Origin of the sequence: Devosia salina (genome assembly GCF_019504385.1) — a bacterium.
Classification (GTDB): Bacteria; Pseudomonadota; Alphaproteobacteria; order Rhizobiales; family Devosiaceae; genus Devosia; species Devosia salina.
This window is the reverse complement of the sequence record NZ_CP080590.1, coordinates 3,947,945-3,974,154: the sequence shown is the minus strand read 5'-3', so window position 1 is coordinate 3,974,154 and position 26,210 is coordinate 3,947,945. Positions and strand designations below refer to the sequence as shown.

Annotated in this window: 26 protein-coding genes; 15 read left to right on the top strand and 11 right to left on the bottom strand. The window is 64.1% G+C overall.

Annotated features, from left to right (window positions below):
• Window positions 1–19 precede the first annotated feature (19 nt).
• From K1X15_RS19455 to K1X15_RS19445, 3 genes are all read right to left on the bottom strand, one after another.
• Window positions 20–358: a penta-EF hand family protein gene (locus K1X15_RS19455; protein ID WP_220305188.1), complete on the bottom strand. Its 339-nt coding sequence runs from the start codon at window positions 356–358 to the stop codon at window positions 20–22.
• Between the two features lie 211 nt (window positions 359–569).
• On the bottom strand, window positions 570–821 hold the full coding sequence (locus K1X15_RS19450; protein ID WP_220305187.1) for an EF-hand domain-containing protein: 252 nt from the start codon (window positions 819–821) through the stop codon (window positions 570–572).
• 358 nt (window positions 822–1,179) lie between these two features.
• Complete coding sequence (locus K1X15_RS19445) at window positions 1,180–1,818, bottom strand: carbonic anhydrase (protein ID WP_220305186.1); 639 nt, start codon at window positions 1,816–1,818, stop codon at window positions 1,180–1,182.
• A 73-nt stretch (window positions 1,819–1,891) separates the two neighbouring features.
• Here K1X15_RS19445 and K1X15_RS19440 point away from each other — a divergent pair, with 73 nt between their 5' ends.
• Window positions 1,892–2,098, top strand: a complete 207-nt coding sequence (locus tag K1X15_RS19440) for a DUF1737 domain-containing protein (protein WP_220305185.1) — start codon at window positions 1,892–1,894, stop codon at window positions 2,096–2,098.
• 161 nt (window positions 2,099–2,259) lie between these two features.
• Here the strand turns inward: K1X15_RS19440 and K1X15_RS19435 are convergent, their stop codons facing one another.
• On the bottom strand, window positions 2,260–2,841 hold the full coding sequence (locus tag K1X15_RS19435; RefSeq protein ID WP_220305184.1) for an NUDIX domain-containing protein: 582 nt from the start codon (window positions 2,839–2,841) through the stop codon (window positions 2,260–2,262).
• 130 nt (window positions 2,842–2,971) lie between these two features.
• The gene (locus K1X15_RS19430) at window positions 2,972–5,008 is read right to left on the bottom strand and encodes a methyl-accepting chemotaxis protein (RefSeq protein ID WP_220305183.1); all 2,037 of its coding nucleotides are present in this window, start codon (window positions 5,006–5,008) and stop codon (window positions 2,972–2,974) included.
• A 289-nt stretch (window positions 5,009–5,297) separates the two neighbouring features.
• On the opposite strand from K1X15_RS19430, the gene sdhC reads away from it, so the two are divergent.
• From sdhC to K1X15_RS19395, 7 genes are all read left to right on the top strand, one after another.
• On the top strand, window positions 5,298–5,684 hold the full coding sequence (gene sdhC, locus K1X15_RS19425; protein ID WP_220305182.1) for a succinate dehydrogenase, cytochrome b556 subunit: 387 nt from the start codon (window positions 5,298–5,300) through the stop codon (window positions 5,682–5,684).
• A 1-nt stretch (window position 5,685) separates the two neighbouring features.
• The gene (gene sdhD, locus K1X15_RS19420) at window positions 5,686–6,078 is read left to right on the top strand and encodes a succinate dehydrogenase, hydrophobic membrane anchor protein (RefSeq protein WP_220305181.1); all 393 of its coding nucleotides are present in this window, start codon (window positions 5,686–5,688) and stop codon (window positions 6,076–6,078) included.
• Between the two features lie 4 nt (window positions 6,079–6,082).
• Window positions 6,083–7,894 (top strand): succinate dehydrogenase flavoprotein subunit, encoded by a 1,812-nt coding sequence (gene sdhA / locus K1X15_RS19415; protein ID WP_220305180.1) that lies wholly within the window; start codon window positions 6,083–6,085, stop codon window positions 7,892–7,894.
• A 147-nt stretch (window positions 7,895–8,041) separates the two neighbouring features.
• The gene (locus K1X15_RS19410; protein ID WP_220305179.1) at window positions 8,042–8,590 is read left to right on the top strand and encodes an AprI/Inh family metalloprotease inhibitor; all 549 of its coding nucleotides are present in this window, start codon (window positions 8,042–8,044) and stop codon (window positions 8,588–8,590) included.
• A 9-nt stretch (window positions 8,591–8,599) separates the two neighbouring features.
• Complete coding sequence (locus K1X15_RS19405) at window positions 8,600–8,890, top strand: hypothetical protein (RefSeq protein ID WP_220305178.1); 291 nt, start codon at window positions 8,600–8,602, stop codon at window positions 8,888–8,890.
• A 63-nt stretch (window positions 8,891–8,953) separates the two neighbouring features.
• Window positions 8,954–9,736 carry a succinate dehydrogenase iron-sulfur subunit gene (locus K1X15_RS19400; protein WP_220305177.1) on the top strand — a complete coding sequence of 261 codons (783 nt, stop codon included), beginning with the start codon at window positions 8,954–8,956 and terminating at the stop codon, window positions 9,734–9,736.
• 572 nt (window positions 9,737–10,308) lie between these two features.
• The gene (locus tag K1X15_RS19395; RefSeq protein WP_220305176.1) at window positions 10,309–11,010 is read left to right on the top strand and encodes a hypothetical protein; all 702 of its coding nucleotides are present in this window, start codon (window positions 10,309–10,311) and stop codon (window positions 11,008–11,010) included.
• 100 nt (window positions 11,011–11,110) lie between these two features.
• Here K1X15_RS19395 and K1X15_RS19390 read toward each other — a convergent pair whose 3' ends face one another.
• The 4 genes from K1X15_RS19390 to K1X15_RS19375 all read right to left on the bottom strand — a co-directional run bounded on the left by K1X15_RS19390 (window position 11,111) and on the right by K1X15_RS19375 (window position 14,831).
• Complete coding sequence (locus K1X15_RS19390) at window positions 11,111–12,388, bottom strand: hypothetical protein (RefSeq protein WP_220305175.1); 1,278 nt, start codon at window positions 12,386–12,388, stop codon at window positions 11,111–11,113.
• An 84-nt stretch (window positions 12,389–12,472) separates the two neighbouring features.
• A complete protein-coding gene (locus K1X15_RS19385) occupies window positions 12,473–13,444 on the bottom strand; it encodes a DMT family transporter (RefSeq protein ID WP_220305174.1) in 972 nt (323 codons plus the stop codon).
• Window positions 13,445–13,669: 225 nt separating this feature from the next.
• Entirely contained in the window at window positions 13,670–14,599 is a 930-nt protein-coding gene (locus K1X15_RS19380; RefSeq protein ID WP_220305173.1) for a tyrosine recombinase XerC, read from the bottom strand.
• A gap of 34 nt (window positions 14,600–14,633) precedes the next feature.
• The gene (locus K1X15_RS19375; protein WP_220305172.1) at window positions 14,634–14,831 is read right to left on the bottom strand and encodes a hypothetical protein; all 198 of its coding nucleotides are present in this window, start codon (window positions 14,829–14,831) and stop codon (window positions 14,634–14,636) included.
• A 122-nt stretch (window positions 14,832–14,953) separates the two neighbouring features.
• Here K1X15_RS19375 and K1X15_RS19370 point away from each other — a divergent pair, with 122 nt between their 5' ends.
• From K1X15_RS19370 to K1X15_RS19340, 7 genes are all read left to right on the top strand, one after another.
• Window positions 14,954–17,122: a primosomal protein N' gene (locus K1X15_RS19370; protein ID WP_240549576.1), complete on the top strand. Its 2,169-nt coding sequence runs from the start codon at window positions 14,954–14,956 to the stop codon at window positions 17,120–17,122.
• A 371-nt stretch (window positions 17,123–17,493) separates the two neighbouring features.
• A complete protein-coding gene (locus tag K1X15_RS19365) occupies window positions 17,494–18,099 on the top strand; it encodes a F0F1 ATP synthase subunit delta (RefSeq protein ID WP_338033482.1) in 606 nt (201 codons plus the stop codon).
• Window positions 18,099–19,634, top strand: coding sequence for a F0F1 ATP synthase subunit alpha (gene atpA, locus K1X15_RS19360; RefSeq protein ID WP_220305169.1), 1,536 nt, complete (start codon window positions 18,099–18,101; stop codon window positions 19,632–19,634). The genes K1X15_RS19365 and atpA overlap by 1 nt, the downstream gene beginning before the upstream one ends.
• 22 nt (window positions 19,635–19,656) lie before the next feature.
• Window positions 19,657–20,544, top strand: coding sequence for a F0F1 ATP synthase subunit gamma (locus K1X15_RS19355; RefSeq protein ID WP_220305168.1), 888 nt, complete (start codon window positions 19,657–19,659; stop codon window positions 20,542–20,544).
• Window positions 20,545–20,565: 21 nt separating this feature from the next.
• Window positions 20,566–22,005: a F0F1 ATP synthase subunit beta gene (gene atpD, locus K1X15_RS19350; RefSeq protein ID WP_220305167.1), complete on the top strand. Its 1,440-nt coding sequence runs from the start codon at window positions 20,566–20,568 to the stop codon at window positions 22,003–22,005.
• Between the two features lie 85 nt (window positions 22,006–22,090).
• Window positions 22,091–22,516 carry a F0F1 ATP synthase subunit epsilon gene (locus K1X15_RS19345; RefSeq protein WP_220305166.1) on the top strand — a complete coding sequence of 142 codons (426 nt, stop codon included), beginning with the start codon at window positions 22,091–22,093 and terminating at the stop codon, window positions 22,514–22,516.
• A 204-nt stretch (window positions 22,517–22,720) separates the two neighbouring features.
• Window positions 22,721–24,892 (top strand): methyl-accepting chemotaxis protein, encoded by a 2,172-nt coding sequence (locus K1X15_RS19340; protein ID WP_220305165.1) that lies wholly within the window; start codon window positions 22,721–22,723, stop codon window positions 24,890–24,892.
• An 18-nt stretch (window positions 24,893–24,910) separates the two neighbouring features.
• On the opposite strand, the gene K1X15_RS19335 is transcribed toward K1X15_RS19340, so the two are convergent.
• Together K1X15_RS19335 and K1X15_RS19330 are read right to left on the bottom strand one after the other, a co-directional pair.
• The gene (locus K1X15_RS19335; protein ID WP_220305164.1) at window positions 24,911–25,600 is read right to left on the bottom strand and encodes an aspartate/glutamate racemase family protein; all 690 of its coding nucleotides are present in this window, start codon (window positions 25,598–25,600) and stop codon (window positions 24,911–24,913) included.
• Between the two features lie 69 nt (window positions 25,601–25,669).
• Entirely contained in the window at window positions 25,670–26,209 is a 540-nt protein-coding gene (locus K1X15_RS19330; protein WP_220305163.1) for an RNA pyrophosphohydrolase, read from the bottom strand.
• Between the last annotated feature and the right edge of the window lies 1 nt (window position 26,210).

The following is a 26,210-nucleotide window of genomic DNA, read 5'->3' as shown; positions in this document are numbered from 1 at the left end:
TGGGGCGGCCACCAGAGGGTCAGTCCGCGCTGTCGGTCAGCGAGGTCGTGGGACCGGCAGGGGCGTCGGGCTGCATGGCGCCATTGTCCATCGGCATCGGGGTCGGCGTCGCGTCCGGCGCCGGCAAGGCACTGGGTTGCAGGCCAGCGAGCTCGTCGGCGTTGAGGCCGCCATTCATGTCGAGGTCGGCAGCCATGAATTCGTCGTGGGTGATGTCGGGCCAGACGGCCTGCAGCTCCTCAAAGCTCAACTCGCCGCTGGCATCGGCATCGACATCGGCAAAGGTCAGGGGAGTCTGGGCAAGGGCGGGCGTGGCCGCCAGGGTCAGCGCGATCAGGCTCAGGGTCAGCTTGTTCATGGATATGTCTCCGGAATTGGGGTGTCTTCACCCCGGATCAAGAAGGCCGCAGCCACCCCGGGGGGCGGGGTAGCTGGCTGACTGCCCCGTGCTGCAGCCGTCTGCGCGGGCGAAGGCTTAGGGTAACCTCCGGCCGCTGGACCGGCCGCACATTGCTGCGCGGAAATCTTTGGGGGCGCTTTCCGGGAGCACGTCGCAGGGGCAGGGAGGATTACTGCGCGGCAGGCGCAGCGGTGGTGGCGAGATAGGCCTCATATTCTTCGGCCGACAATTCGCCATTGCCGTCGGTGTCGGCGGCGGTGAACGCCTCTTCGGTCAGATCCGGCCAGGCCACCTGCGCTTCGGCAAGCGAGACACCGCCATTGACGTCGGTGTCCACCGAGGCGAAGTCGGTTGCGGCCTGGGCCATTGCGGCGCCCGAAAGGCCGAGGGCGAACAGCGAGGTCAGTACGATCTTCTTCATGGTCAAACTCCATGTTGACTTGGGAGGAGGCGGCACCGGAGGACCCGGCGCCGACGGGTCGCTCTCCGGCGGCCCGTGACCAAAACAATCGTCGTCCAATGTGGCCGGTCATGGCCGGCAGATGGGCGCGGCTGGACAAATCTCGGGGCGATTTTCGGGCGCGGCAAAGGGCCCGCATTGCGGCCCCCTGCAAGTTGCGGTCAGGGCGCGGCCGGGCCGATCGCAGATCCCGGTCACGGGTTAGTGATCACGATTGCGGCCGGGCCAGTACAGTTTTGCGGCAAAAACCGGAACAAGCGCGGCCGGGCCAATGGTCGGGCGCCCGGCATGGTCGCCCGGCAATGCTTCAACGGGACGGTTAGAGGACCGGGCGGATGAAATCGCCGTTATTGTCCATGATCCACAGCTCGCCGGTCGAAATGTCGAACCAGGCGCCGTGCACGGCCAGCTTGCCCTCGTCCTCGAGCTTGGCGACATAGGGGAAGGTGCGCAGGTTGCGGATGGAATTGCGGATCGAGATGCGCTCCAGCGCCGTCTGCCGCTCGGCCTCGGTCATCAGCGTGTTCTGTCCGAGCTGCCCGGGCAATTCACCCAGCATGCTCATCCACTTGCCAATGAAGTCGCCAGCGTCGAGCGGCTTCATGTGCGGGTCGAGGGCGGCCTTGATGCCGCCGCAGCGGCCATGGCCCATGACCACGATATTGGAGATGGAGAGCCCCTTGATGGCAAATTCGATCGCCGCCGAGGTGCCGTGCTGGCCGCCATCGGGCTGGTAGGTCGGCACCAGGTTGGCGACGTTGCGCAGGACGAAGAGTTCGCCCGGGCCGGCATCGAAGATCATTTCAGGCGCCGCGCGGCTATCGCAGCAGGCAATGATCAGCGTGGTCGGCTTCTGGCCGGTTTCGGCCAGGTCGCGAATGCGCTCCTTCTCCCGGGCGTAGCGTCCGGACATGAAATTGGCGTGGCCATCGAGCAGGTGCTGAGGAAAGCTGTGCATGAATGCTCGATTAGCTGTAAGAGGCGACAAGATCAATCGCCGGCGTGTGATCGTCGGCACATGGGGGACATGCATGCAGATCTACCGTTTCCTCACGGGCGAGGATGACAGCGCCTTTTGCCACAAGGTGACCAAGGCGCTCAGCGAGGGCTGGCAGCTGCATGGCGGGCCGACCTATGCCTATGACGCGGTCAGCAAGAAGATGCGCTGCGGCCAGGCGGTGACCCGCATTGTGCGCGACCAGCCCTACGACCCGGACAAGAAGCTGGTGGACTTCTGACCGGCCGCAGGCAAAATCGCTCCGGTGGAGCGATTTTAGGTCAGGAGGCCACGAGACCTATGGTCGAGTGGCGAGGGCGGGCCGCAGGGCCATTCGGTCCGGTGGAGCCTTTCAAGCCGAGAAGACCACGTCAGCTAGGCTGGCGTGGCGAGGGGCCTGTCTCACCCCAGCCGCTCCAGCGCCAGGTGCTGGAGCAGCAGAATTGTCTTGGCATCGACGATGCGGCCGTCGCCGATCATGGCCAGTGCCTCTGCCATTGGCAGTTCCACCAGCTCGATGTCCTCGCCTTCGGCCACGACACCGCCCCCGGCATGGCGGCGTGTCGTCTCGTCATAGTTGCCGATGAACAGGCTGACCTTTTCGGTGAGCGAGCCGGGGCTCATGTAAGCGTCGCACACATGGCGGATGGCGCGCGGGGCGTGGCCGGTTTCCTCCAGCGCCTCCCGGGCGGCGGCCTGTTCGGGGTGGTCGTCGCCGGGGTCGAGCAGGCCGGCGCAGACCTCGAGCAGGTCGGGCTGGTCGGCGTTGAGCATGGGCGGGTAGCGGAACTGGCGCACCAGCAGCACCGTGTCGCGCGCCGGATCGTGCAGGAGCAGGGCGGCGGCGTTGCCATGGTCATAGACCTCGCGCACCAGCCGCTGCACCGCGCCGTCGCGGCGGCGAAAGTCGATGCTGGTGCTGGTCAACAGGCCCCAGCCTTTGGCCAGCGTCTCGACGGCCACCACCTTGATCCGATCCTGCATGCGGCTCCCCTTGATCGCTTTGGAATGAATTCGAGAATTCCTGGGGATCGCTTAGCCCGGACCCGGCCTCATGGAAAGGCCGGGTCCGCAGGCATGGGTTGGGCAGCGGCGGAGGGTAGGGGGAAGAGCCCTAGAACTCGTTCCAGTCCTCGGCGGCGGCGCCGCCGAAATAGGCCTTGGCCGCCTTTTTCACCTTGCCCAGCAGTGCGCGGGCGCCGGGTTCGGCGGGCGCAGCCTGTCGTGCGGCCGTGGCAACGGGCCTTGAGGCCTTCGTCCCGGCCGCCACCGCCGGCATGTCGAGGGTAAAGGTCTCGACAATGGTGTCGAGCTTGCCGGCCTGGCCCTCGGTCTGTTCGATCGAGGCGTTCATCTCCTCGACCAGGGCCGCATTGTGCTGGGTCATCTCGTCCATCTGGCGCACCGCGACATTGACCTCGGCAATGCCGGAGGCCTGTGCCTGGCTATCGCTGGCGATGGTCTCCATCACGGTCGCGGTCTGGCGCACCCCTTCGATGATATCGCCAAGGCGGCCGGCGACATCGGCGACCAGCCGCGTGCCATTGCGCACTTCGCTGGCGCTCTGCTCGATCAGCACCTTGACCTCGGCAGAGGCCTGGGCAGCGGACTGGGCCAGGCGCCGCACTTCCACGGCCACCACGGCAAAACCCTTGCCGGCCTCGCCGGCGCGCGCCGCTTCTACCGAGGCATTGAGGGCCAGGAGATTGGTCTGGAAGGCGATGTCGTCGATCAGCCCGATGATGTTGGAGATCTTGGAGGAGGAGGTCTCGATGGCGCTCATGGCGCTGGTGGCCTCGTCCATCACGGCGCTGCTGGCTTCCACCACATGGGTCACCTTGTCGGTGCTGCTGCTGGCATCGCGGGCGCGCTCGGCATTGAGCGAGACGGTTGCGGCCATCTGCTCCATGGCGGCCGATGTCTCCTCGATGGTTGCGGCCTGGCGGGTGGTGCGTTCGGAGAGATCGTTGGCGCCGGCGAGGATTTCGGCGGTCGCGGTCTTGAGGGCACGCGAGGTCTCGCGCAGATCGCCCACCATTTCGGCCAGCTTGTCGGCGACATTGTTGGTGGAGGATTTGAGCCGGTCGAAGGCGCCGGCATAATTGCCGCGCATGCGCTCGCGCAGGTCGGCGCGGGCCAGTGCCCCGAGTACGGTTTCGGCCTCGTCCAGCGCCGCTTCGATGGAATCGAGCATGGCGTTGAGATTGTCGGAAATGCGGTCGATCTCCGGATCGTCGTGCCGCTCTTCCATGCGCCCGGAGAAATCGCCCTGCATCGCCCGGGCGATCAGGGCATCGAAGGCGGACTGGAAGCGGGCCATCATCTCGGCGCGTGCTTCGGTGGCGCTGGCCTGGACGCGCTTTTCGGCCTCGGCCAGGGCCACCTGGCGGCCATTGTCGCGGAAGGTCTCGAGGGCCCGGGCCATCTCGCCCAGTTCATTGCTGGCGGTGGTTCCCGAAATTTCGATGTCGTAGTCGCCGTCCGAGAGGGTGCGCATGGTCTGGGTGAGCCCGGTGATCGCCTTGCCCAGCCAGCGTGCGGTGACGATGGCCAGGGTCACGCCGGCCACCAGGCCGACAATTCCGGCCGCCAGGATGATCAGGAACTGCAACCCCTGCTGGGCTTCGATCTGCGGCCCGAGCGTGTTCTGCGCCTCCTTGGCGCGGTCGCTCATGGCGCCATAGAGTTCACTCATGGCCACGCCCAGCGCCCGCATCTGCGCGGTCTCGGGCACCGCTTCGGGGTCGGCGCCGCCGGCGATGGCCGAAACCAGCTTGGTGAAGGCGGCGTCATATTGCTGGGACTGGGCGGTGACGCTGTCGATGGCCTCGAGCGAAACCGGGTCGTGCTGGAAAAAGGCCAGGCCGTCGGCGTCGGTGGTGCCGACATCGAGGATCATCTCGCGCACCCTTTCGGCCTTCTGGGCCGTCGGGTCACGCAGATATTCGGCGAAATCCTGGCGCAGCGTCTCCACGTCGCGCACATAGTCGTTGATTTCCAGCGATTGTCGCGAGGCCTGCCGATACTGGCCGAACAGGGTTTCGGCCGAGTGCATCATCACAATCGCGGTTCCGGCGAGCACGAGGATGATCGTGGCGACGCTGGCGAAAGCGGCATAGAGCCGCCCTTTGACACTGGAAATCAGGCCCATTGTGAATTCTCCGTAACTGTCCCTAAATTCCACGGAGGAGGCTAATATTTGTTTACCATATCGGCGGTTTCGCCCAACTCACGCGCATCTGGCTCAGAAAAGTGGCGGTACGCCTGCGCAAATCGAACAGCCTGTGCGGTATGCGAACAAAGTGCGCATTGCGCCGAAAGTTGGACGCTTCCGTCGGGTCGGGGCTTTGATTTCGTAACCATTGGGCGCTAAACGTTCGAACCATTCCAAACTGGACGCGGCAACTGCGCCGCCTCAGGAAAGGCCCCGGATACGCCCCATGTCGGTCAGAGCCCGCCCCACTTCCCCGCATCTGCAGATCTATCGCTGGACCGTCACCATGACGATGTCCATCCTCCATCGCATGACCGGCATCGCCAATTATGCCGGCATGGCCCTTCTGGCCCTCTGGCTGGTGGCTGCGGCCGCCGGGCAGGAGACGCTGACCCAGGTCAACTACATCTATGGCAGCTGGTTCGGCCAATTGGTCCTGTTCGGCTTCACCTGGAGCCTGGTGCATCACATGTGCGGCGGCCTGCGGCACTTCGTGTGGGATTTCGCCGTGATGATGGAGCCGGGCCAGCGCGAGACTATGGCCTGGGCCACTTTGGTCGCTTCGGTGATCATCACGCTCCTGATCTGGACCCTATTTGTGTGGATGGCCTGATATGCGTGAAACCGTGACAACCACCCAGACCATCGCCAATCCGACATCTCACTACGGGGATGCCAAGGCATCCACCCGTCACTTCATTACCCAGCGCACCACCGGCGCCATCAACACCGTGTTCCTGGGGTTGCTGCTGTTCATCGTGGTGCGCCTGGCGGGGCAGGATCGCACCGACGTGGCGGACCTGATCGGCAGCTGGTGGATCGGCATTCCGCTGGCAGCGCTGATCTGCGTGGTGGCCGTTCACATGCGCAATGGCATGCGCGATACGCTCGAGGATTATACCCACGGCGCCATGTATCGCCTGCTGATGCTGCTCAACTCGCTTTTCTGTCTTCTTGTCGCGGTGGCCGGAGCCGGCGCCGTGCTCAAGATCGTGTTCTGGGGCTGATCCAATGGCGAATTACGAACTGATCGACCACGAATTCGACGTGGTGGTGGTTGGCGCCGGCGGCGCGGGCCTGCGCGCCACGCTGGGCATGGCCGAACAAGGCTTCAACACCGCCTGCATCACCAAGGTCTTCCCCACCCGCAGTCACACCGTCGCGGCCCAGGGCGGCATTGCCGCCTCGCTGCAGAATATGGGGCCGGACAGCTGGCAGTGGCACATGTACGACACCGTCAAGGGGTCGGACTGGCTGGGCGACAATGACGCCATGGAATATCTGGCGCGCGAGGCCCCGGCCGCCATCTATGAGCTTGAGCATTACGGCGTGCCCTTCTCGCGTACCCAGGAAGGCAAGATCTACCAGCGCCCCTTCGGCGGCCACATGACCGAGTTTGGCGATGGCCCGCCGGTGCAGCGCACCTGCGCCGCCGCCGACCGCACCGGCCACGCGATCCTGCACACGCTTTACGGCCAGTCGCTGCGCAACAATGCGCAGTTCTATATCGAATATTTCGCGCTCGACCTGATCATGGGCGAAAATGGCGAATGCCAGGGCGTGATTGCCTGGAAGCTCGATGACGGCACCCTGCACCGGTTCCGCGCCAAGCTCGTCGTGCTGGCCACGGGCGGCTATGGCCGCTCCTATTTCTCGGCCACCTCGGCCCATACCTGCACCGGCGACGGCAATGGCATGGTGGCCCGCGCCGGCCTGCCGCTGCAGGATATGGAATTCGTGCAGTTCCACCCCACCGGCATCTATGGCGCCGGCGTGCTCATCACCGAGGGGGCGCGCGGCGAGGGCGGATATCTCACCAATTCGGAAGGCGAGCGCTTCATGGAGCGCTATGCCCCCAATGCCAAGGACCTGGCGTCACGCGACGTCGTGAGCCGCTGCATGACGCTCGAAATCCGCGAAGGCCGTGGCGTCGGTCCCAAGAAGGACCATATCTATCTGCACCTCGATCACCTCGATCCCAAAGTGCTGCACGAGCGCCTGCCGGGCATTACGGAATCGGCCAAGATCTTTGCCGGTGTCGATTTGACCCGCGAGCCCATCCCGGTGCTGCCGACGGTGCACTACAATATGGGCGGCATTCCCGCGAACTATCACGGCGAGGTCCTCAACCCGACCGCCGAGGACCCCAACCGCATCGTGCCGGGCCTGATGGCCGTGGGCGAAGCGGCCTGTGCCTCGGTGCATGGCGCCAACCGCCTCGGGTCCAATTCACTCACGGACCTGGTCGTGTTCGGCCGCGCCGCGGCCCTCCGCGCCGGCAAGGTGCTCGACAAGGCCGCCCCCGTGCCGGGCATCAACAAGTCGGAAGACGAGAAAATCCTCGCCCGCTTCGATCGCCTGCGCAACGCCAATGGCTCCCAGCCGACGGCCAAGCTGCGCGACGAGATGCAGCGCACGATGCAGGCCGATGCCGCCGTGTTCCGCACCTCGGACTCGCTCAAGAACGGCGTCAAGGCGATGACCGAGATCTATGCGCGCCTGCCCGACGTCAAGGTCACCGACCGCTCGTTGATCTGGAATTCGGACCTGGTGGAAACCCTCGAGCTTGAAAACCTCATGACCTGCGCCATCGCCACGGTGGTGTCGGCGGAGGCGCGTCACGAAAGCCGCGGCGCCCATGCCCATGAGGATTTCCCCAATCGCGACGACCAGGAATGGCGCAAGCACACCCTGGCCCGCGTCGATGTGGGCAATGGCGCGGTGGACCTCAGCTATCGTCCGGTGATCACCGATCCGCTGACCCCGCAAGACCAGGGCGGCATCGACCTCAAGAAGATCGCCCCCAAGGCGCGGGTGTACTGAGCGCCATGTGTCACCTCTGCGAAGAGCGCAGTCACGACAGCTGGCGTCAGGCCGGGCCCGTCGCGCATGCTCCAAAGCCCAGCCAGAATGGCGACACCCGGCCACCCGCCCCGCCCAAGCCCGCGAAGGAAGGCAAGTAGAACGCGCATGATCCGTTACCTCGCTGTCCTGACCGCCGCTTTCGCTCTGGCCGCCTGCTCGACCAGTTCGACCAACTTTGCCGCCAGCGGCAATGCTGGCGCGGCCGGCAGCACCTTTGGCCAGAACGAGCAGACCAGTTATGGCAATAACAGCGTTGTCACTACCACCAGCCAGATTGATCCCTCGACCGGCCAGCGTGTGATGACCGGCGGCAGCTTCGTGATCGGCTCGAATGCCAATATGGCCGGCATGGCCAATGCCATGACCGGCAAGTGGACGCTGAAGGACAAATTCGGCCGGACCTGCACCTTTGCCCTCTCCACCAGCCCGCTGAGCGGGGCCAGCGGCGCCATGCAGGCGGCGCAGTCGGGCTTCTGCTCGAGCGAGTTTTCATCGGTCGCCGGATGGATGAGCGCCGGCAATGGCATCGCGCTGACCAATAATACCGGCGCCATCCAGGGCCAGCTCATCGCCGACGGCCAGGGCGGCTATGAGGGCAATCTCAACACCATGTTCGGGCCCGGCGCCGTAACGCTGACCCGTGGCGGCTTCTAGGAGGGATGAATGACACGACCAATCGTCGTCCTCGCATTGCTGCTGGGCACTGGATTGCCGGCCTTCGCCGCGGCGCCTACCGCGGCGCAGAAGGATGAATTCTACCGCGTCTGCATGGGCATCGCGCAGGATGCGCGGCTGTGCGGCTGCAAGGCCGATGCGGCGATGACGCTGATCGACGAACGCTTCATGGGGGTCGTGATTTCGTCGATGAAGGGCGGCTCGCCCGCCGCATCCGACTATGACGCCTACAATACCTATGTCGCCCGATCGAACCAGGTCTGCAAGCCGAACTACTGATCGGGCGAAACCGACATGCCTTGGGGTCGAAGACCCCGGAGTTGAGAAGGAAGAGCGAAGAAAATGGCCGAACTGACATTGCGCAAGGCCGACCAGCCGCAGAAGGGCAAGACCTGGCCGAAGCCAGAGGGCGCCACGCGCCTGCGCGAGTTCCACATCTATCGCTACGATCCGGACAGCACCGACAATCCGCGCATCGATACCTATTTCGTCGATCTCGACGATTGCGGCCCGATGATCCTGGATGCGCTGCTCTATATCAAGAACCGGACCGATCCGACGCTGACGCTCCGCCGCTCCTGCCGCGAGGGCATTTGCGGTTCGTGCTCGATGAATATCAACGGGCTCAATACCCTGGCCTGCACCAAGGGCATGGACGACAGCTCCGGCCCGATCAAGATCTACCCCTTGCCGCATATGCCGGTGGTCAAGGACCTCGTCCCCGACCTCACCAATTTCTACGCCCAGCACCGCGCCATCGAGCCCTGGCTCAAGACCACCTCGCCCACGCCGGACAAGGAATGGACGCAGTCGATCGAGAACCGCGCCAAGCTCGACGGGCTCTATGAATGCATCCTGTGCGCCTGCTGCTCGACCTCCTGCCCGTCCTATTGGTGGAATGGCGAGAAATATCTTGGCCCCGCAGCGCTGCTGCAGGCCTATCGCTGGCTCATCGACAGCCGCGACGAGACCCAGTCCGAGCGCCTCGACAATCTCGAGGACCCGTTCAAGCTCTATCGCTGCCACACCATCATGAACTGCGCCAAGGTCTGCCCCAAGGGCCTCAATCCGGCCAAGGCCATCGCCCAGATCAAGAAGATGATGGTCGAGCGCAAGGCGGCCTAGAGCGCTTTCAGCAAAGGTGGACACCACTTTTGCGGTTCGAAAGCGTGACAAAACAAAGAGATAGAGCTCCCGTTCTGAGTTAGAACGGGAGCTCTAGGGTTCAGACGCCGATTGTTCATGAAAAAACCCCCGGTCCATGCCGGGGGTTTTGTTTTTGGGTCACGGTGTGTGGACGGCAGAATGCGACGCCGCTGGGGCCGTTGAGCCCATACGACCAGACAACCAAAACCTGCTGTCTCCCAACCCACCGCGCGTCACCCTCGGGCCTGACCCGAGGGCTCTTCACTTGACGATCTCGTCACAGAGGTCGCGCCCATTCAGACTTGTGTCGCTTCATAGCGCCCCTGCCGAAACGCCAAAGTACAGAGCCCTCGGGTCAGGCCCGAGGGTGACGATCCGAGGGGTGGAAACAAAGAGACAAAACCGGAGGACCGATTTCGATCCCTTTGCGGTCGTTCGGGCTAAGCTGATAGCCACCCGAAAGCTGCCGTCATGGTGTTCTGGGGACGAGTGTGGTTCGACGCAATGATGATACAGTTAGGGAAATCGCGTAGAACTGGAAAGTCGATGAGATGATGCAGGTCGATGAGACACTCGAAGCTTGGAGTGCAACATTGATGACAAGCATTCCCGTTGGCGGATTAATTTCCCGAAATCCCATCGTCTACAAATGGAAATCGACTTTTCGGGTATGGATGCTACGTGAGGTGGTGGCTTGGCGGTTGGTGGACCTCTTGCAGCAGTCCCAGGTCCTCTATCACCAGTCGCATATCCTCGGTGCTCGGATATTGCTCCGGAGCGCGTTCGAGACGCTCGCCACGCTGATCTATCTCAACCAACAGATGCGGCGCGTGATTGAAGGGACGCTGGACTTCAACGCCTTCGGAGAGAAGACTTCCGTGCTGCTGCTAGGCGCGCGCAACAACCCCGATGCTCCAAAATCGATGAATATCGTGTCCGTGCTAGAGAAGTGCGACAACGAGTACCCAGGTCTCATGGCGTTTTACGCAGACCTCTCCGAGAGCGCCCATCCGAGCTACGAGGGCTTCATGAGGGGCTATTCCAAGGTTGACCATGGCGAATACGAGACACATTTCTCGAACAATTGGTCGGAACGCTACACCGATGGTCATCTCGAGAGAGTAGCCCTTTGCATGACCACCTTTGACCACGAGTACAATGAGGTCTGGCCGGATCGTATGGCCAGGCTGGAAAGGTGGATCGAGGAGAATGACGAGGCACTTGCAAACAGTCGCGTAGAGGACGGAAGATAAGGTCACCAAGAGCTGACCCTCGCCTCCCCACCCCATTCCCCCCAAAAAGCGAACGGCGGGATCGAGGCCCCGCCGTTGGTGTTTCGTCTGCTGAACCCGTCTAGCGCAGGATGATCTTGCCCTGCTCATAGAGCGTGCGGCAGTCCTCGGCGTCGTGTTCCAGATCGCTGTCGAGCAGCGTCGTGGCCGAGCCGGGGCCTTCGAAGCGCGGGTCGTCGCAGATATTGTCATTGGCGTAGGACGATGAATTATCCCCGAAATTGACGCCAGAAGTGTCATAGGGCGCGCCCAGGATATAGTCGGGCTGATAGACCGATTTGATCGAAATGTCGCCAGAGGCTTCAAGGGCCTGGCAATCGCTGGCATCGGCCTGGACATCGGCGCTGGAGAGCTTCTTGGCCATGCCGGGGCCGGTGAAGCGCCAGTCGTCGCACTGGCCGTCATTGGCCCATTCCGAGCTGTCATTGCCATAGTCGAAGACGCCGCCCAGGTCGCTGGCCGACTTGAGCGCGGCTTCGCCGGCGATGAAGGCGGCGCGGCAGTCGCTGGCGTCGTGCATGCGGTCGACATCGGACGGATCGCCCGCCACGCCGGGGCCGACAAAGTCGGGGTCGTCGCATTCATTGTCATTGGGCCAGTTGCCATTGTCATCGCCGAAGTCGATACGGGCGGCCAGGGCCTCGAGCACCGAACCGGGGACCGTGCTCATCGGTTCATCCGGTGCATCTTCGGCCAGGGTCACGGTGCCGTCCTCGAAGGCCTGGCGGCAGTCGCTGGCGTCCTTCATGATATTGACGTCGTCCAGTTCGCTGGCCATGCCGGAGCCGGCAAAGCGCGGATCATCGCATTCCTGGTCCTTGGCCCATTCGGAACTGTCGTCGCCGAAGTCGATATCGGCCATTGGGGTGGTGCTGCCCTCGCCGGCAAGGGTGATGGTGCCGGCCTCATAGGCGGTGCGGCAGTCGGTGGCATCCTTGCCGATATCGATGTCTTCCAGTTCGGCGGCCATGCCGGTGCCCGAGAAACGCGGGTCGTCGCATTCCCCGTCCTTGGACCAGTTGGAACTGTCATCGCCGAAGTCGATGTCGCCGCCAGCCATGTCCGTGCCGGCATCGCCTTCCACCAGGGTGATGGTGCCGGCCTCGAAGGCGGTGCGACAGTCGGTGGCGTCCTTGCCGATATCGACATCTTCCAGCTCGGCAGCCATGGCCGAACCGGTAAAGCGCGGATCGTCGCATTCGCCGTCATTGGCCCAGTTGGAGGTGTCGTCGCCAAAATCGACGGTCCCCGTTCCCTGCGCCAATGCAGGGGCGGACAGGCCCGACACCATCACCAGCATGACGCCGGCCAGGCCCAGTCGTTTGGTGATTGCACGCATCGCTCGTTCTCCCTCAACCCTCAGATGTAGCAATAGTGGTGAGCGCACATTACAGCGGCTTTGCGGCGGCCAGAAGCGGGAAAGCTAGCGATTTGCAGCGCGGGCCCGGTTGTCGGTTCGGGCAAAAAGGATCGCCCCCGCCATCACCAGGGCCGTGCCCAGGGCATGAAAGGGGGTGAAGGCCTCGCCCAGGACCACCACCGCCAGGGCGATGGTGACGATCGGTCCGAGCGAACCGGTGGCCGAAGTGGCGCGCGCGCCGATCCGGGAAATGCCGGCATTGAGCAGGAACGAGGGCAGCACGGTGCCGAAGATGCCCAGCATCAGGCCCAGTGCCCAGACCTGGGGCTGGTAGGCGAGATAGGGCCCGACGCCGTCCAGCACCAGGCTTTGCCCGATCGCCAGCACTGCGGCGGTGGACATGCCGATGCAGGTGAAGAGACCGGCGCCGAGCACCGCCATGCGGCGCTTGGCCAGATGCTGGTAAAAGGCGAAGGTGACCGCCGAGCCGAGCACCAGCGCCGTGCCGGTCAACAGGCCTTCGGGCTGCACCGCCAGGTTCCAGCCGAAAATGATCAGCAGCCCGCCATAGGACAGCGCCATGGCCGGCACCAGCGCCCAGTTCATGCGGTCGCCAAAAAACCAGACACCGAACAGCAGCACGAAGAAGGGATAGGTGAAGAGCACCAGCCGCTCATATTGCGCGGTGACATGGGCCAAGCCGGCAAAATCGAGATAGCTGGAAACAAAATAGCCCAGCGCCCCGACCGCCATGGCCGGCAGGACCTGTCGCGGCGTCAGCCTGGCCAGCAATTGCGGGTTGCGGCGCAGCAGCGAGACCAGGATAGCCAGATAGACGGGCAGGGCAACGAGCATACGCAGCGCCAGGGTCGCTTCGGCAGAGACATGCTGGGCATAGGCGAGCTTGGCGAAAATGCCCTTGGTCGAAAACAGCGCGGCGCCGGCAATTGCAAAGCCATAGCCGACGAGGTCGATCCGGCCGGGGATCAATGCCTCTTGCGGTGATTGGGGCTTTGCGGGTGATCTGGTGAACATGGGCGGGGTCTTTCTGGCCGCTCCATGGGGTCAACCGGACGCCGCAGGGAGCGGGCCGGTTGGTGCCAAATGCTGGATGTCAGCCTTCGGTCCGGGCCCGTGAGGGACGGATGAGCCAAAGAATCGAAATCAGAATCGTCGGGCGTGAAGACATGGCCCATTGGATAGGCCCTGACTTCGTGGCAGCCAAGCCGCGCAAGGCCAAATCCGTCCATTCGGGGCAATTCAGCCGCGCGGATGGGCGTTCGTGTAGCTTTCCAGCAGGCGCTCGGTATCGACGGCGGTGTAGATCTGCGTGGTGGAGAGGCTGGCATGGCCGAGCAGTTCCTGGATGGCGCGCAGGTCGCCGCCCTTGCCCAGCAGGTGGGTGGCAAAGGAATGCCGCAGGGCGTGCGGCGTTGCCGAGGGCGGCAGGCCGAGCGCGGAGCGGAGCTGGGCCATGCGCAATTGGATGAGCCGCGGCGACAGGACGCCCCCGCGGACGCCGCGGAACAGATTGTCGTCCGCCCCGAGCTTGAACGGGGCGAGCTCGAGATAGGTGTCGATCGTCTGCCGCACCGCCGCAATCAGGGGCACCATGCGCACCTTGCCGCCCTTGCCGGTGACGCGCAGCGTATCGGTTTCGAGGTCGGCCCTGGTGAGCGCCAGGGCCTCGGAAATGCGCAGTCCGGCGCCATAGCAGAGCGAGATGACCGCCATGTCGCGCGCCGCCACCCAGGGGCGGTCTTCCAGCTCATTGGTGGCGTCGATGGTGCGCTTGGCCTCCACGACCGTCAGGGCCTTGGGCAGGGAGTGCGGGACCTTGGGGGTGCGGATGACATTGAGCGCCTCGGTCGCCAGCGTCCCCTCACGCTCGAGAAAGCTGAAAAAGCTCTTGAGCGCGGACAGGACGCGCGCCAGCGAACGCGAGCCGAGGCTCTCGCTGCGGCGCTGGGCCATGAAGGCGCGGATATCGGCGCCGCGCAGCTCCTTGAGGGCCGCGAGCGAGACCGGACCGCCCATATGGCCGGACAGGAAGGCCATGAACTGTCCAAGGTCGCGGCCATAGGCTTCGAGGGTCTTGGGCGCGAGGCGTCGCACGGACCCAAGGTCACGCAGCCAGGCATCGATCTGGCTGCGGACGAAATCATCGGTGGCAAAGGCGCTGTCGGTCATGGGTGAAGTCTATGCCGGCGCTGGTGAACAAACCCTAGTCGAAGGGGGCCCTGCCGCGCCCATCCCAGTCTTCGCCAGGAGTTGGAAGGCCGAGATCGGCGTAGAGATAGGCCGGCAGTGGCGCCGGGCGGCGCCTGACCCGGCTGCGTCCGACCAGCCAGTCGTAGAAGCTGGCGGAGCGGGCAATGCCGGTGATCGTTGCGGTTTCCTTGTGGAACATGTGCTGCTTCATGACGTCCTCCCGTTTCATCCTGCATGAACATTAGAAGAACATCACGTCAGGGAATGTCAGCAGGCCGCGCCAACGGAATCGCTTGCATTGGGGCTCCGGCGATGCGAACAGAACAGGCACAGATGATCGATCGTCCTGACATTGTCGCGGTGATGGTGGGGGTGGCCGTGGAGGGCCCCTATAGCTATAGCGTGCCCGCCGGCATCTCGGTGGAGCGCGGCTCCATCGTCGCCGTACCGCTGGGGCCGCGGCTGATCCTCGGCGTGGTCTGGGGACCGCCCAAGGACATGATTGCGCATAATCGGCTGCGCGACATCGCCCATGCCTATGACGTGCCGCCGCTGTCCGAGGAATTGCTGAGGCTGGTCGAATGGGTGGCGCGCTATACGCTGACGGCGCCGGGCCAGGTGCTGCGCGGCGTCCTGCGCTCGCCCGAGGCGCTCGATCCGCCCAAGCCGGTGGTCGCCTATCGCCGCACCGGGCATGAGCCGGAAAAGCTCACCCCGGCACGGCTGCGCGTGCTCGATTGCCTGATGGACGACATGGCCTGGCCCAAGCCGGCACTGGTGGGTGCCAGCGGGGTCTCTTCCTCGGTCATTGACGGGCTGGAGCGGGCGGGCGCCATCGAGAAGCTGGAAATGCCGCCGCCGCCGGTGGTGATGCCGCCCGACCCCGATGATAATCCGGCAAAACTCAATCCCGAGCAGCAAAGAGCGCTGGACCAGATCCTCGCGCTCGATGCCCGCCAGTTCGGCGTGGCCCTGCTCGATGGCGTCACCGGCGGCGGCAAGACCGAGGTGTTCTTCGAGGCGGTGGCCGATACGCTGCGCGCCGGGCGGCAGGCGCTGGTGCTGCTGCCCGAAATCGCCCTCACCAATACCTTTATCGACCGCTTCACCCGGCGCTTCGGCACGCGGCCGGCCGAATGGCATTCGGACATGACCCCGGCGCAGCGGGCCAAGGTGTGGCGTGGGGTGCTGGAGGGTTCGGTGCGGGCCGTTGTGGGGGCGCGCTCGGCGCTGTTCCTGCCGTTCCGGGAACTGGGGCTCATGGTGCTCGATGAAGAACATGACGGCGCCTATAAGCAATCGGACGGCTTTACCTACCATGCCCGCGACATGGCCATTGTCCGCGCCAATCTCGCCAATGCGCGGGTGGTCTTGTCGTCGGCCACGCCCTCGGTGGAATCGCGCAACAATGCCAATCACGGTCGCTACGCGCATGTGACGCTCGAAAGCCGCTTTGCCGAGGCGGCCATGCCCGATGTCACGGCCATCGACATGCGCACCGATGGGCCGGAAAAGGGCGAGTGGATCGCCCCGGCGCTGGCGCGGGAGGTCTTTGCGGCGCTCGACCGGGGCGAGCAGGCGCTATTGTTCCTCAATCGGCGCGGCTATGCACCGCTCACCCTCTGCCGCTCCTGCGGACATCAATATCAGTGCCCGGACTGTTCGAGCTGGATGGTGGAGCACCGGTTTCGCGGCGTGCTCATGTGCCACCATTGCGGGCATGAGATGCGGACGCCCAAGGCCTGCGGGGAATGTGGGGACACTGACAGTCTGGTCGCCGTCGGTCCGGGCGTCGAACGGGTGGCCGAGGAGGCCGCGGCGCGTTTCCCCGAGGCAAGGCGGGTGCTGCTCTCGACCGATATGGGCAGCCATGCCCAGTTGCGCGAACGCTTTGCGGAGATCGAGCGCGGAGACTATGACCTCATCATCGGCACCCAGCTGGTGAGCAAGGGACATCATTTCGAAAAGCTCTCGGTGGTGGGCGTGCTCGATGCCGATCTCGGCCTCGCCCATGGCGATCCGCGTGCCGCCGAAAAGACCTTCCAGATCCTGACGCAGGTGGCCGGCCGCGCCGGCCGCGCGTCAAGGCATGGCAAGGCCTTCCTCCAGACCTACCATCCCGACCATCCGGTGATGAAGGCCATGGTTTCGGGCGATCGCGAGGCGTTTTATGCGCAGGAATTGTTGGCGCGCGAGGCCGGCGGCATGCCGCCTTTCGGTCGGCTGGCAGCGCTGATCATCTCGGCCAATGAACAGCAGACGGCCATGGCCTTTGCCAAGGGGTTGTTGTCGGCGGCGCCCATGGCCGAGGGGGTGCGCCTGTTCGGTCCCGCCGATGCGCCCGTCGCCATGATCCGCGGGCGGCACCGGGTGCGGTTACTGGCCCAGTCGGGCAAGGATTTCGACCTCTCGGGCTATATGCGCTTCTGGCTATCCAACGCGGAAAAGCCCAAGGGCGACCTCAAGATCCAGGTCGATATCGATCCGATGAGCTTTATGTAGGCCCGGAGGGGCCGATATGGCGCGCCGCTGGCGCGGCAGCTCCCGTGCCGGACCGCCGCCGCCGCTCAACCATAGCGCTCGCGGCCTCTTCGCCTGAAATCGCTCCACCGGAGCGATTTGGCTTGCAGGACGGTTCCTGCCATTCGGCCATAGGCCTCATGGCCTTCTCGCCTCAAATCATGCCACTGGCATGATTTGCCCTGCGGGACGGTTCGAAGTGCGACACTTTTGCCGCCATTGAATCGCGCCGCCGCGCCTTGCATGGCGCAACGGCCTTGTGCTAGAGGGGGCGCGATTTCCTGGGGGGTCGAGGTGTGCCCCCTTTCCGGACAAAAACAAGCGTCGGCAACGACCCGGTTTTCGGCACGAAAATGCGGGGCGAGACCGGAGCAGATAACCAAGAGGGTGAAGCGGCATTGGCAGCGCAGAATTCAGTGCTTACCCAGATCGCGCGGCCTTATGCGTCGGCGCTGTTCGATCTCGCCCAGGGCGAGAACCAGCTGGCCCAGGTGGAAACCGGCCTTTCCGACATCTCCCGGCTGATTGGTGAAAGCGACGACTTCTCGCGCTATCTCCGTTCCCCCGTGATCTCCGGAGACGTCAAGGCGTCGACGCTTGAGGCGATCCTCAAGAAGGCCAAGGTCAATCCGCTGGTGGGCAATTTCCTGCGCCTGGTGGCGCGGAATGGGCGCCTGTTCGCACTCGACACCATCATTGCCGTGTTCCGCGAGCTGGCCGCTGCCGCCCGTGGCGAAGCCACGGCCGACGTCACCTCTGCTGCGCCGCTGTCCGATGCCCAGGCCAAGGCCCTGGCCGAGACGCTCAAGGCCAAGCTGGGCAAGACCGTCACGCTCAACCAATTCGTCGATCCCTCGCTGATCGGTGGCCTTCAGGTGAAGGTCGGTAGCCAGATGATCGACTCATCACTCAAGACAAAACTCGCTGCGATGAAAATCGCCATGAAAGAGGTCGGATAATGGACATCAAAGCCGCGGAAATTTCTGCGATCCTCAAGGACCAGATCAAGAATTTCGGCCAGGAAGCCCAGGTTTCCGAAGTTGGTCAGGTGCTTTCCGTCGGTGACGGTATTGCCCGCGTCTATGGCCTCGACAATGTGCAGGCCGGTGAGCTCGTCGAGTTCCCGGGCGGCGTCAAGGGCATGGCCCTCAACCTTGAAACCGACAATGTCGGCGTCGTGATCTTCGGGTCCGACCGCGCCATCAAGGAAGGCGACGTCGTCAAGCGTACCGGCGCCATCGTGGATACCCCTGTCGGTCCGGGCCTGCTCGGCCGCGTGGTCGATGGTCTGGGCAACCCGATCGACGGCAAGGGTCCGATCGACCATACCCAGCGCAGCCGCGTTGACGTCAAGGCTCCGGGCATTCTACCGCGCAAGTCGGTGCATGAGCCCATGTCCACCGGCCTCAAGGCCATCGACGCGCTGATCCCGATCGGCCGCGGCCAGCGCGAGCTGGTCATCGGTGACCGCCAGACCGGCAAGACCGCGATCATTCTCGACACCTTCCTCAATCAGAAGCCGGCCCACGACGCCGACGCTTCGGATACCGACAAGCTCTACTGCATCTACGTCGCCGTGGGTCAGAAGCGCTCCACCGTCGCCCAGTTCGTGCGCCAGCTTGAAGAGTCCGGCGCCCTGCCGTACTCGATCGTCATCGCCGCGACCGCGTCGGACCCGGCCCCGCTCCAGTACATCGCGCCCTTCACCGGCTGCGCCATCGGCGAGTGGTTCCGTGACAATGGCAAGCATGCCGTGATCGCCTATGACGATCTGACCAAGCAGGCCGTTGCCTACCGTCAGATGTCCCTGCTGCTGCGCCGTCCGCCGGGCCGCGAAGCCTATCCGGGCGACGTGTTCTATCTCCACAGCCGCCTGCTCGAACGTGCCGCCAAGATGAACGAAGACCATGGTCTTGGTTCGCTGACCGCGCTGCCCGTCATCGAAACCCAGGCCAACGACGTGTCGGCCTATATTCCGACCAATGTGATCTCGATCACCGATGGCCAGATCTTCCTCGAGACCAACCTCTTCTTCCAGGGCATCCGCCCGGCCGTGAACGTTGGTCTTTCGGTGTCGCGTGTGGGTGGTTCGGCCCAGATCAAGGCGATGAAGCAGGTTGCCGGTTCGCTCAAGGGTGAGCTGTCGCAGTACCGCGAAATGGCCGCCTTCGCCCAGTTTGGTTCGGACCTCGACGCCGCCACGCAGCGCCTGCTGAACCGCGGCGCACGCCTGACCGAATTGCTCAAACAGCCGCAGTTCTCGCCGCTCAAGACCGAAGAACAGGTCGCGGTGATCTTTGCCGGTGGCCAGGGCTATCTGGACTCGATCCCCGTGAACAAGGTGCAGGATTTCGAAAAGCACGTGCTTTCGAACATGCGCTCCAAGCATGCCGATCTTCTCAAGACCATCGCAGCCGAAAAGCAGCTCAGCGACGATACCCGCGCCAAGCTCAAGTCGGCACTGGACGAGATCAAGAAGACCTACGCGGCTTAAGCCCTGAAGGAGACGACAGGCAATGCCGTCGCTAAAGGACCTGAAAAACCGGATCGACTCGGTCAAATCGACCCAGAAGATCACCAAGGCCATGCAGATGGTCGCGGCGGCCAAGCTCCGTCGCGCCCAGGAAGCCGCCGAGGCCGCCCGTCCCTATGCCGAGCGCATGGGCAAGGTGCTGGCCGCGCTTGGCGCCGTCTATGATGGTCAGGAAAACGCACCGGTGCTGCTCGGCGGCACCGGCAAGGACCAGGTGCATCTGCTGGTCGTTGCCACGGGTGAGCGCGGGCTTGCCGGCGGGTTCAACTCGTCGATCGCCCGTCTTGCCCGCGACCATGCCCAGAAGCTGATTGCCCAGGGCAAGACCGTCAAGCTCCTGACCGTGGGTCGCAAGGGCCATGACATCCTGCGCCGGCAGTACCCGGACCTGATCGTGGACACGTTCAACTTCCGCGAAGTCAAGCAGGTGGGCTTCACCCAGGCCCAGCAGGTTGCCGACAAGGTGCTCGAGATGTTCGCCGCCGGCGAATTCGACGTGGCCACGCTCTACTTTGCCAAGTTCGGCTCGGTGATCAGCCAGGTGCCGACGGCCCAGCAGATCATCCCGGCCAAGCTGGAAAAGGTGGAAGCCGAAGGCGACGTCAATGCCCCGGCCGTTCCCTACGAATACGAGCCGAGCGAAGAAGCAATCGTCGAGGACCTGTTGCCGCGCAACATCTCGGTGCAGGTGCTGCGCGCCCTGCTCGAGAACAGCGCCTCGTTCTACGGTGCGCAGATGTCCGCCATGGACAATGCGACCCGCAATGCCGGCGAAATGATCAACAAGCTGCAGCTGAGCTACAACCGCCAGCGCCAGGCCCAGATCACCAAAGAACTCATCGAAATCATCTCGGGCGCGGAAGCGCTCTAACCCATCAGCGAGGACGAACAAATGGCAGAGAAGAAGGCCGGTCGCGTTTCGCAGGTCATTGGCGCCGTCGTTGACGTGGTGTTCGACGATCACCTGCCCGCCATCCTGAACGCACTTGAAACCACCAATAACGGCCAGCGCCTGGTGCTGGAAGTTGCCCAGCATCTCGGCGAAAATGCCGTGCGCACCATTGCCATGGACACGACCGAAGGTCTGGTCCGCGGCACCGAAGTGACCGATACCGGCGCTTCGATCTCGGTGCCGGTGGGCGACGAGACCCTTGGCCGCATCATGAACGTCATCGGCGAGCCGATCGACGAAGCCGGCCCGGTTGCGACCGCCGGCCGTCGTGAAATCCACCAGGAAGCGCCCGATTTCGTGGACCAGTCCCCGGAAGCCGAAGTGCTGGTCACCGGCATCAAGGTCGTGGATCTGATCGCCCCCTATGCTCGCGGCGGCAAGATTGGCCTTTTCGGTGGCGCCGGCGTGGGCAAGACCGTGCTGATCCAGGAACTGATCAACAACGTCGCCAAGGCGCATGGTGGTTATTCGGTGTTTGCGGGCGTGGGTGAACGCACCCGCGAAGGCAATGACCTCTACCACGAAATGATCGAATCGGGCGTGAACAAGGACCCCAAGGAACATGGTGGCTCTGCCGCCGGCTCCAAGTGTGCCCTGGTGTTCGGCCAGATGAACGAGCCCCCGGGTGCCCGTGCCCGCGTCGCGCTGACCGGCCTTACCGTCGCCGAGCATTTCCGCGACCAGGGCCAGGACGTGCTGTTCTTCGTGGACAACATCTTCCGCTTCACCCAGGCCGGTGCCGAAATGTCGGCTCTGCTGGGCCGCATTCCCTCCGCCGTGGGTTACCAGCCGACGCTGTCGACCGACATGGGCGCGATGCAGGAACGCATCACCACCACCACCAAGGGCTCGATCACCTCGGTGCAGGCCGTTTACGTGCCCGCCGACGACTTGACCGACCCGGCCCCGGCCACCACCTTCGCGCACCTTGACGCGACCACCGTGCTCAACCGCGCGATCTCGGAAAAGGGCATCTACCCGGCCGTGGATCCGCTGGCCTCCAACTCGCGCATTCTCGACCCGCAGGTCGTGGGTGAAGAGCACTACCAGGTCGCCCGTGACGTGCAGGCGATCCTGCAGAAGTACAAGGCCCTGCAGGACATCATCGCCATCCTGGGCATGGACGAGCTCTCCGAAGAAGACAAGCTGACCGTGGCCCGCGCCCGAAAGATCGAGCGCTTCATGTCCCAGCCCTTCGACGTGGCCGAAGTGTTCACCGGTTCGCCGGGCGTGTTCGTCCAGCTCGAAGACACCATCAAGGGCTTCAAGGGCCTGGTGAGCGGCGAGTATGACCACCTGCCGGAAGCCGCCTTCTACATGGTCGGTACCATCGACGACGCCATTGCCAAGGCGCAGAAGCTGGCCGCCCAGGCTGCCTAAAGTCGGTCGGGCCGCTTCGGTGGCCCGCCATCTCGTCATGGGGCCCGGATGAGAATTCGGGCTTCGTTGCCAAAGGACCAAAAGAATGGCTGAAGGCCTCAAGATCGAGATCGTGTCGCCCGAGCGGCTGGTGCTGTCCGAAACCGTGATGTCGGTCACCGTGCCGGGCACGGAAGGCTATTTCACCGTGATGGACGACCATGCGCCGTTCATGACCACGCTCAAGCCCGGCTTCATCACCGTGACCAAGTCCGGTGGCGCGTCCGATGTCTATTTCGTCAAAGGCGGCTTTGCAGACGTGTCGGCCTCGGGCCTGACCATTCTGGCGGAGCAGTCGGTGCCGTTCACCGATTTCGACCATGCCGATCTGCAGGCCCAGATCAAGGCGGCCGAAGAAGAGCTCAATCGCGCCGCGACGCCGGAAGACAAGTCCTATGCCCAGGAAGTGGTATCGGGCCTGTTGAACCTGGCCATAGAGGCCCAGCATATCGACGGAGCGCATGTCCATTAAGGACCGCGCGGCAGCACGATCGCCTCAAGAAGGCCGTCCGTTGGGGCGGCCTTTTGCTTGTCTGATAGGCACTTAGCGCAATATTTGTGCAAGTCATTGATATTTATAGTACTTTTCTCGCAATCAACCAGTGATTAACCCTTGCGGTGCACAGTGCCCGCGGAACGGCAGAACGCCGGCCACCGGCGGCCGGACTTCGGGGGCATGATCATGGGTTCTTTCCTGCGCAATATCCGGCTGACCTTCGCCATATCCAGCATGACTATCGGTGCGATCACCGTGGCCATCATGGCGGTGCTTGGTGGGCTCTATTACAGCTTGAGCGCCTCGGTGGCTCAGGACGAGAATGACGCACTGCGCGACACGACCCGCATTGCCGCCGAAATCCTGCAGGTCAATCTGCCGAACCTCGAAGTGGTGGTCGACGATGTCGGCAATGTCTCCGCGCTGACCGCGCGGAGCATGCCGCGTTTCCGAACCCATGACGTCATCGATTCCGTGGCCCATGTGGCCGGGCACGATGTCTCGGTCTATGTCTATGACACCGAGAAGAGCCCTGACATGGTGGTGGGCAGCACGAGCCTTGTCGATGGCGCCGGTGAACGCCTGATGGAGACCAGCCTGGTTGCTGGCGACCCGGTGTTCGAAGCCCTGATCGGCAATCAGCCCGTGCGCGCCGAGACCAGCTATAATGGCGCAGACTATCTGTTGAGCTACAAGCCCATCGCCACGGCGGAGGGGCAGGTGATCGGCGCGCTGATGGTGGCGGTCGACAAGGGGCCGATCCAGGCCGTGCTGGGCCGGACCATGATCGTCCTGGGGGCCGTGGGGCTCGCGGGCCTCGTGGTCACCGGCATTTTGGCCCTGCTCTTGGCGCGCAAGCTGATGCGTCCCATTCCCGACCTTGCCGGCGTGATGGGGACCCTGGCCCAGGGCGAACTGGACAGCCAGGTGCCCTATACCGAGCAGCGCAATGAAATCGGCGCCATGGCCCGGGCGGTGGAAGTGTTCCGCGCCAATGCCGTGGAAAAGGCGGCCCTCGACGCGCAGGCCCGCCAGCACCTGGCCGAGGCGGCCGACCATACCGGACAACTGCAGGCGATTTCACGCAGCCAGATGGTGGTGGAATTCGAACTCGACGGCACGGTCATGACCGCCAATGACAATTTCCTGGCGCTGCTGGGCTACCGGCTCGAAGAGATCGTGGGGCGCCCCAATGCCCTGTTCCTTTATGACGCCGATCCGGCCAGCCAGAGCTATCGGCAGTTCTGGCAGGACCTGAGCGAAGGCGCGTTCAAGAGTGGCGAATATCGCCGCCGCACCAAGACGGGCCAGGAAATCTGGATCCAGAGCACGTTCACGCCGATCTTCGACGCCGATGGCGTGCCCTACAAGGTCGTGCAGTTCGCCACCGACGTGACGGCCCGCAAGACTTCGGTTGCGGCCATTGGCGCCGGGCTGCAGCGGCTGGCGGAGGGCGACCTGACCGGCCCGATCCAGACGAGCTTCCCACCCGAATTCGAGGATCTGCGGGTGGCCCTCAATGGCACGATCGCGCGCTTTGCCGATGTGGTGGGGCAGTTGCGGCTGACCACGCGCTCGCTGCGCACCGCCAGCGGCGAGCTGCTCTCTGGCGCCAACGACCTGTCGGAACGCACCACCCGCCAGGCGGCGACCATCGAGGAAACCTCGGCCGCGATGGAAGAACTGGCGGCGACTGTCGCCGGCAATGCGGACATGGCGGAGAAGGCCGCGGGCAAGGCCGAAACCGTCTCGAAGGCGGCAGCCGAAAGTGGCGCCGTCATGGGTGAGGCCAATGGCGCCATGGAGCGGATCACCGCCTCCTCGGCCAAGATCTCCAACATCATCGGTATGATCGACGATATCGCCTTCCAGACCAATCTGCTGGCGCTCAACGCCTCGGTGGAAGCGGCGCGCGCCGGGGATGCCGGCAAGGGCTTTGCCGTGGTGGCCGTGGAAGTGCGGCGCCTGGCCCAGAGCGCGGCCAGCGCATCCGCCGAGGTCAAGGCGCTGGTGGAACAGAGCGCCGGTGAGGTCAAGGGCGGGTCCAGCCTGGTCGCGGCGGCCGGTGACAAGCTCCGCGCCATGCTCGATGCGGTGGCGGAAAACAGTGAACTGGTGCGCTCGATCGCATTGGCCAGCCGCGAACAGGCGGCCTCGATCGAGGAGGTCAGCACCGCCGTGCGCACGCTCGACCAGATGACCCAGCACAATGCTTCGCTGGTTGAACAGACCAATGCGGTGATCGAGCAGACCGAAGGTCAGACCCAGGCGCTCGACATGATCGTGGATGTGTTCACGCTGGAAGACGACGGCAAGGCGCCGCAGCAGGCGGCAGGCCGCCGAGCCGCCTGACCGCCACAATCCCGCGCTTCAGGTTTCCAGGGCGGCGCTGACCAGCGCCTTGGCGTGCAGGTCGGTGGTGTCGTAGGTGGGCAGTGGGCTTGTGCTGTCATCGATCAGCATGCCGATCTCGGTACACCCCAGGATCACCGCCTGGGCGCCGCGCGCCGCCATGCGATCGATGGCGGCCTGATAGACGCGGCGCGACTCCTCGCGCACGATGCCCTTGCACAGCTCGTCATAGATGATGCCGTTGAGGTTGGTGTGGTCCACCTCGGGCACCAGCACGTTCAGCCCATGCCCCGCAAGCCGCTCCTTGTAGAAGCCCATTTCCATGGTGAAGCGGGTGCCCAGAAGGCCAATTGTATCGAAGCCGTCCGCCAGCAGCGCCCCTGCCGTCGGGTCGGCAATATGGATGAAGGGAAGGTCGAGGCCGGCCATCATGGCCTCCGCCACGACATGCATGGTATTGGTCGCCAGACCAAGCACCTCGGCGCCTGCAGCAGCCAGGCCACGGGCGACCTCGTTGAGCACATGACCAGCCTCATACCATTGACCCGCAGCCTGCATGGCGGCAATCGGGGCGAAATCCACCGAGTGCATGATCACCGGTGCTGAATGCAGGCCGCCCAGGCGCGCCGCCGTCTCCTGGTTGAGAATGCGATAATAGTGGGCGCTGGACTCCCAGCTCATGCCGCCGATCAGGCCAATGGTCTTCATCGGGTCTTTGCTCCTGGGAGTCGCATCGGATCGGTCCGGAAACCGCGACGCCCTGTTCGGTCCGATGCTCTAGACATGGGTGAAGCGCTGCGGGATATCGGCAAAGGCCTCGACCACCTTCTCGTAGGCGGGGCGCTTGAACGGCACGATCAGCGCGGGCGCGCGGCTGAGTTTTTCCCAGCGCCAGCCGTCGAATTCGGCCTCGAACTTGCCTCCGCCCGGATGCTCCACATCGATTTCGCTGTCGGGTCCGGTAAAGGCGAAGGCGAACCAGCGCTGGCGCTGGCCGCGATATTTGCCCTTCCAGGCCTTGCCGAGAAGGTCGTCGGGCAGATCGTAATAGATCCATTCCGGGGCCTCGGCGAGCAGGCTGACCGAGGTGATGCTGGTCTCTTCGTAGAGTTCGCGCAGCGCGGCGCGCAGCGGGTCCTCGCCCTTGTCGATGCCGCCCTGCGGCAATTGCCAGGCCGAGCCATGGCTCGCCGACTGGTCGGGGTCGCCCTCGATCCTGCGGCGCCCGAGAAACACATTGCCATCGGCATTGAACACGGCAACGCCCACGCAATCGCGATAGGGCAGGGCTTCACGGTCGGGCCGGCTGGTCGGCATG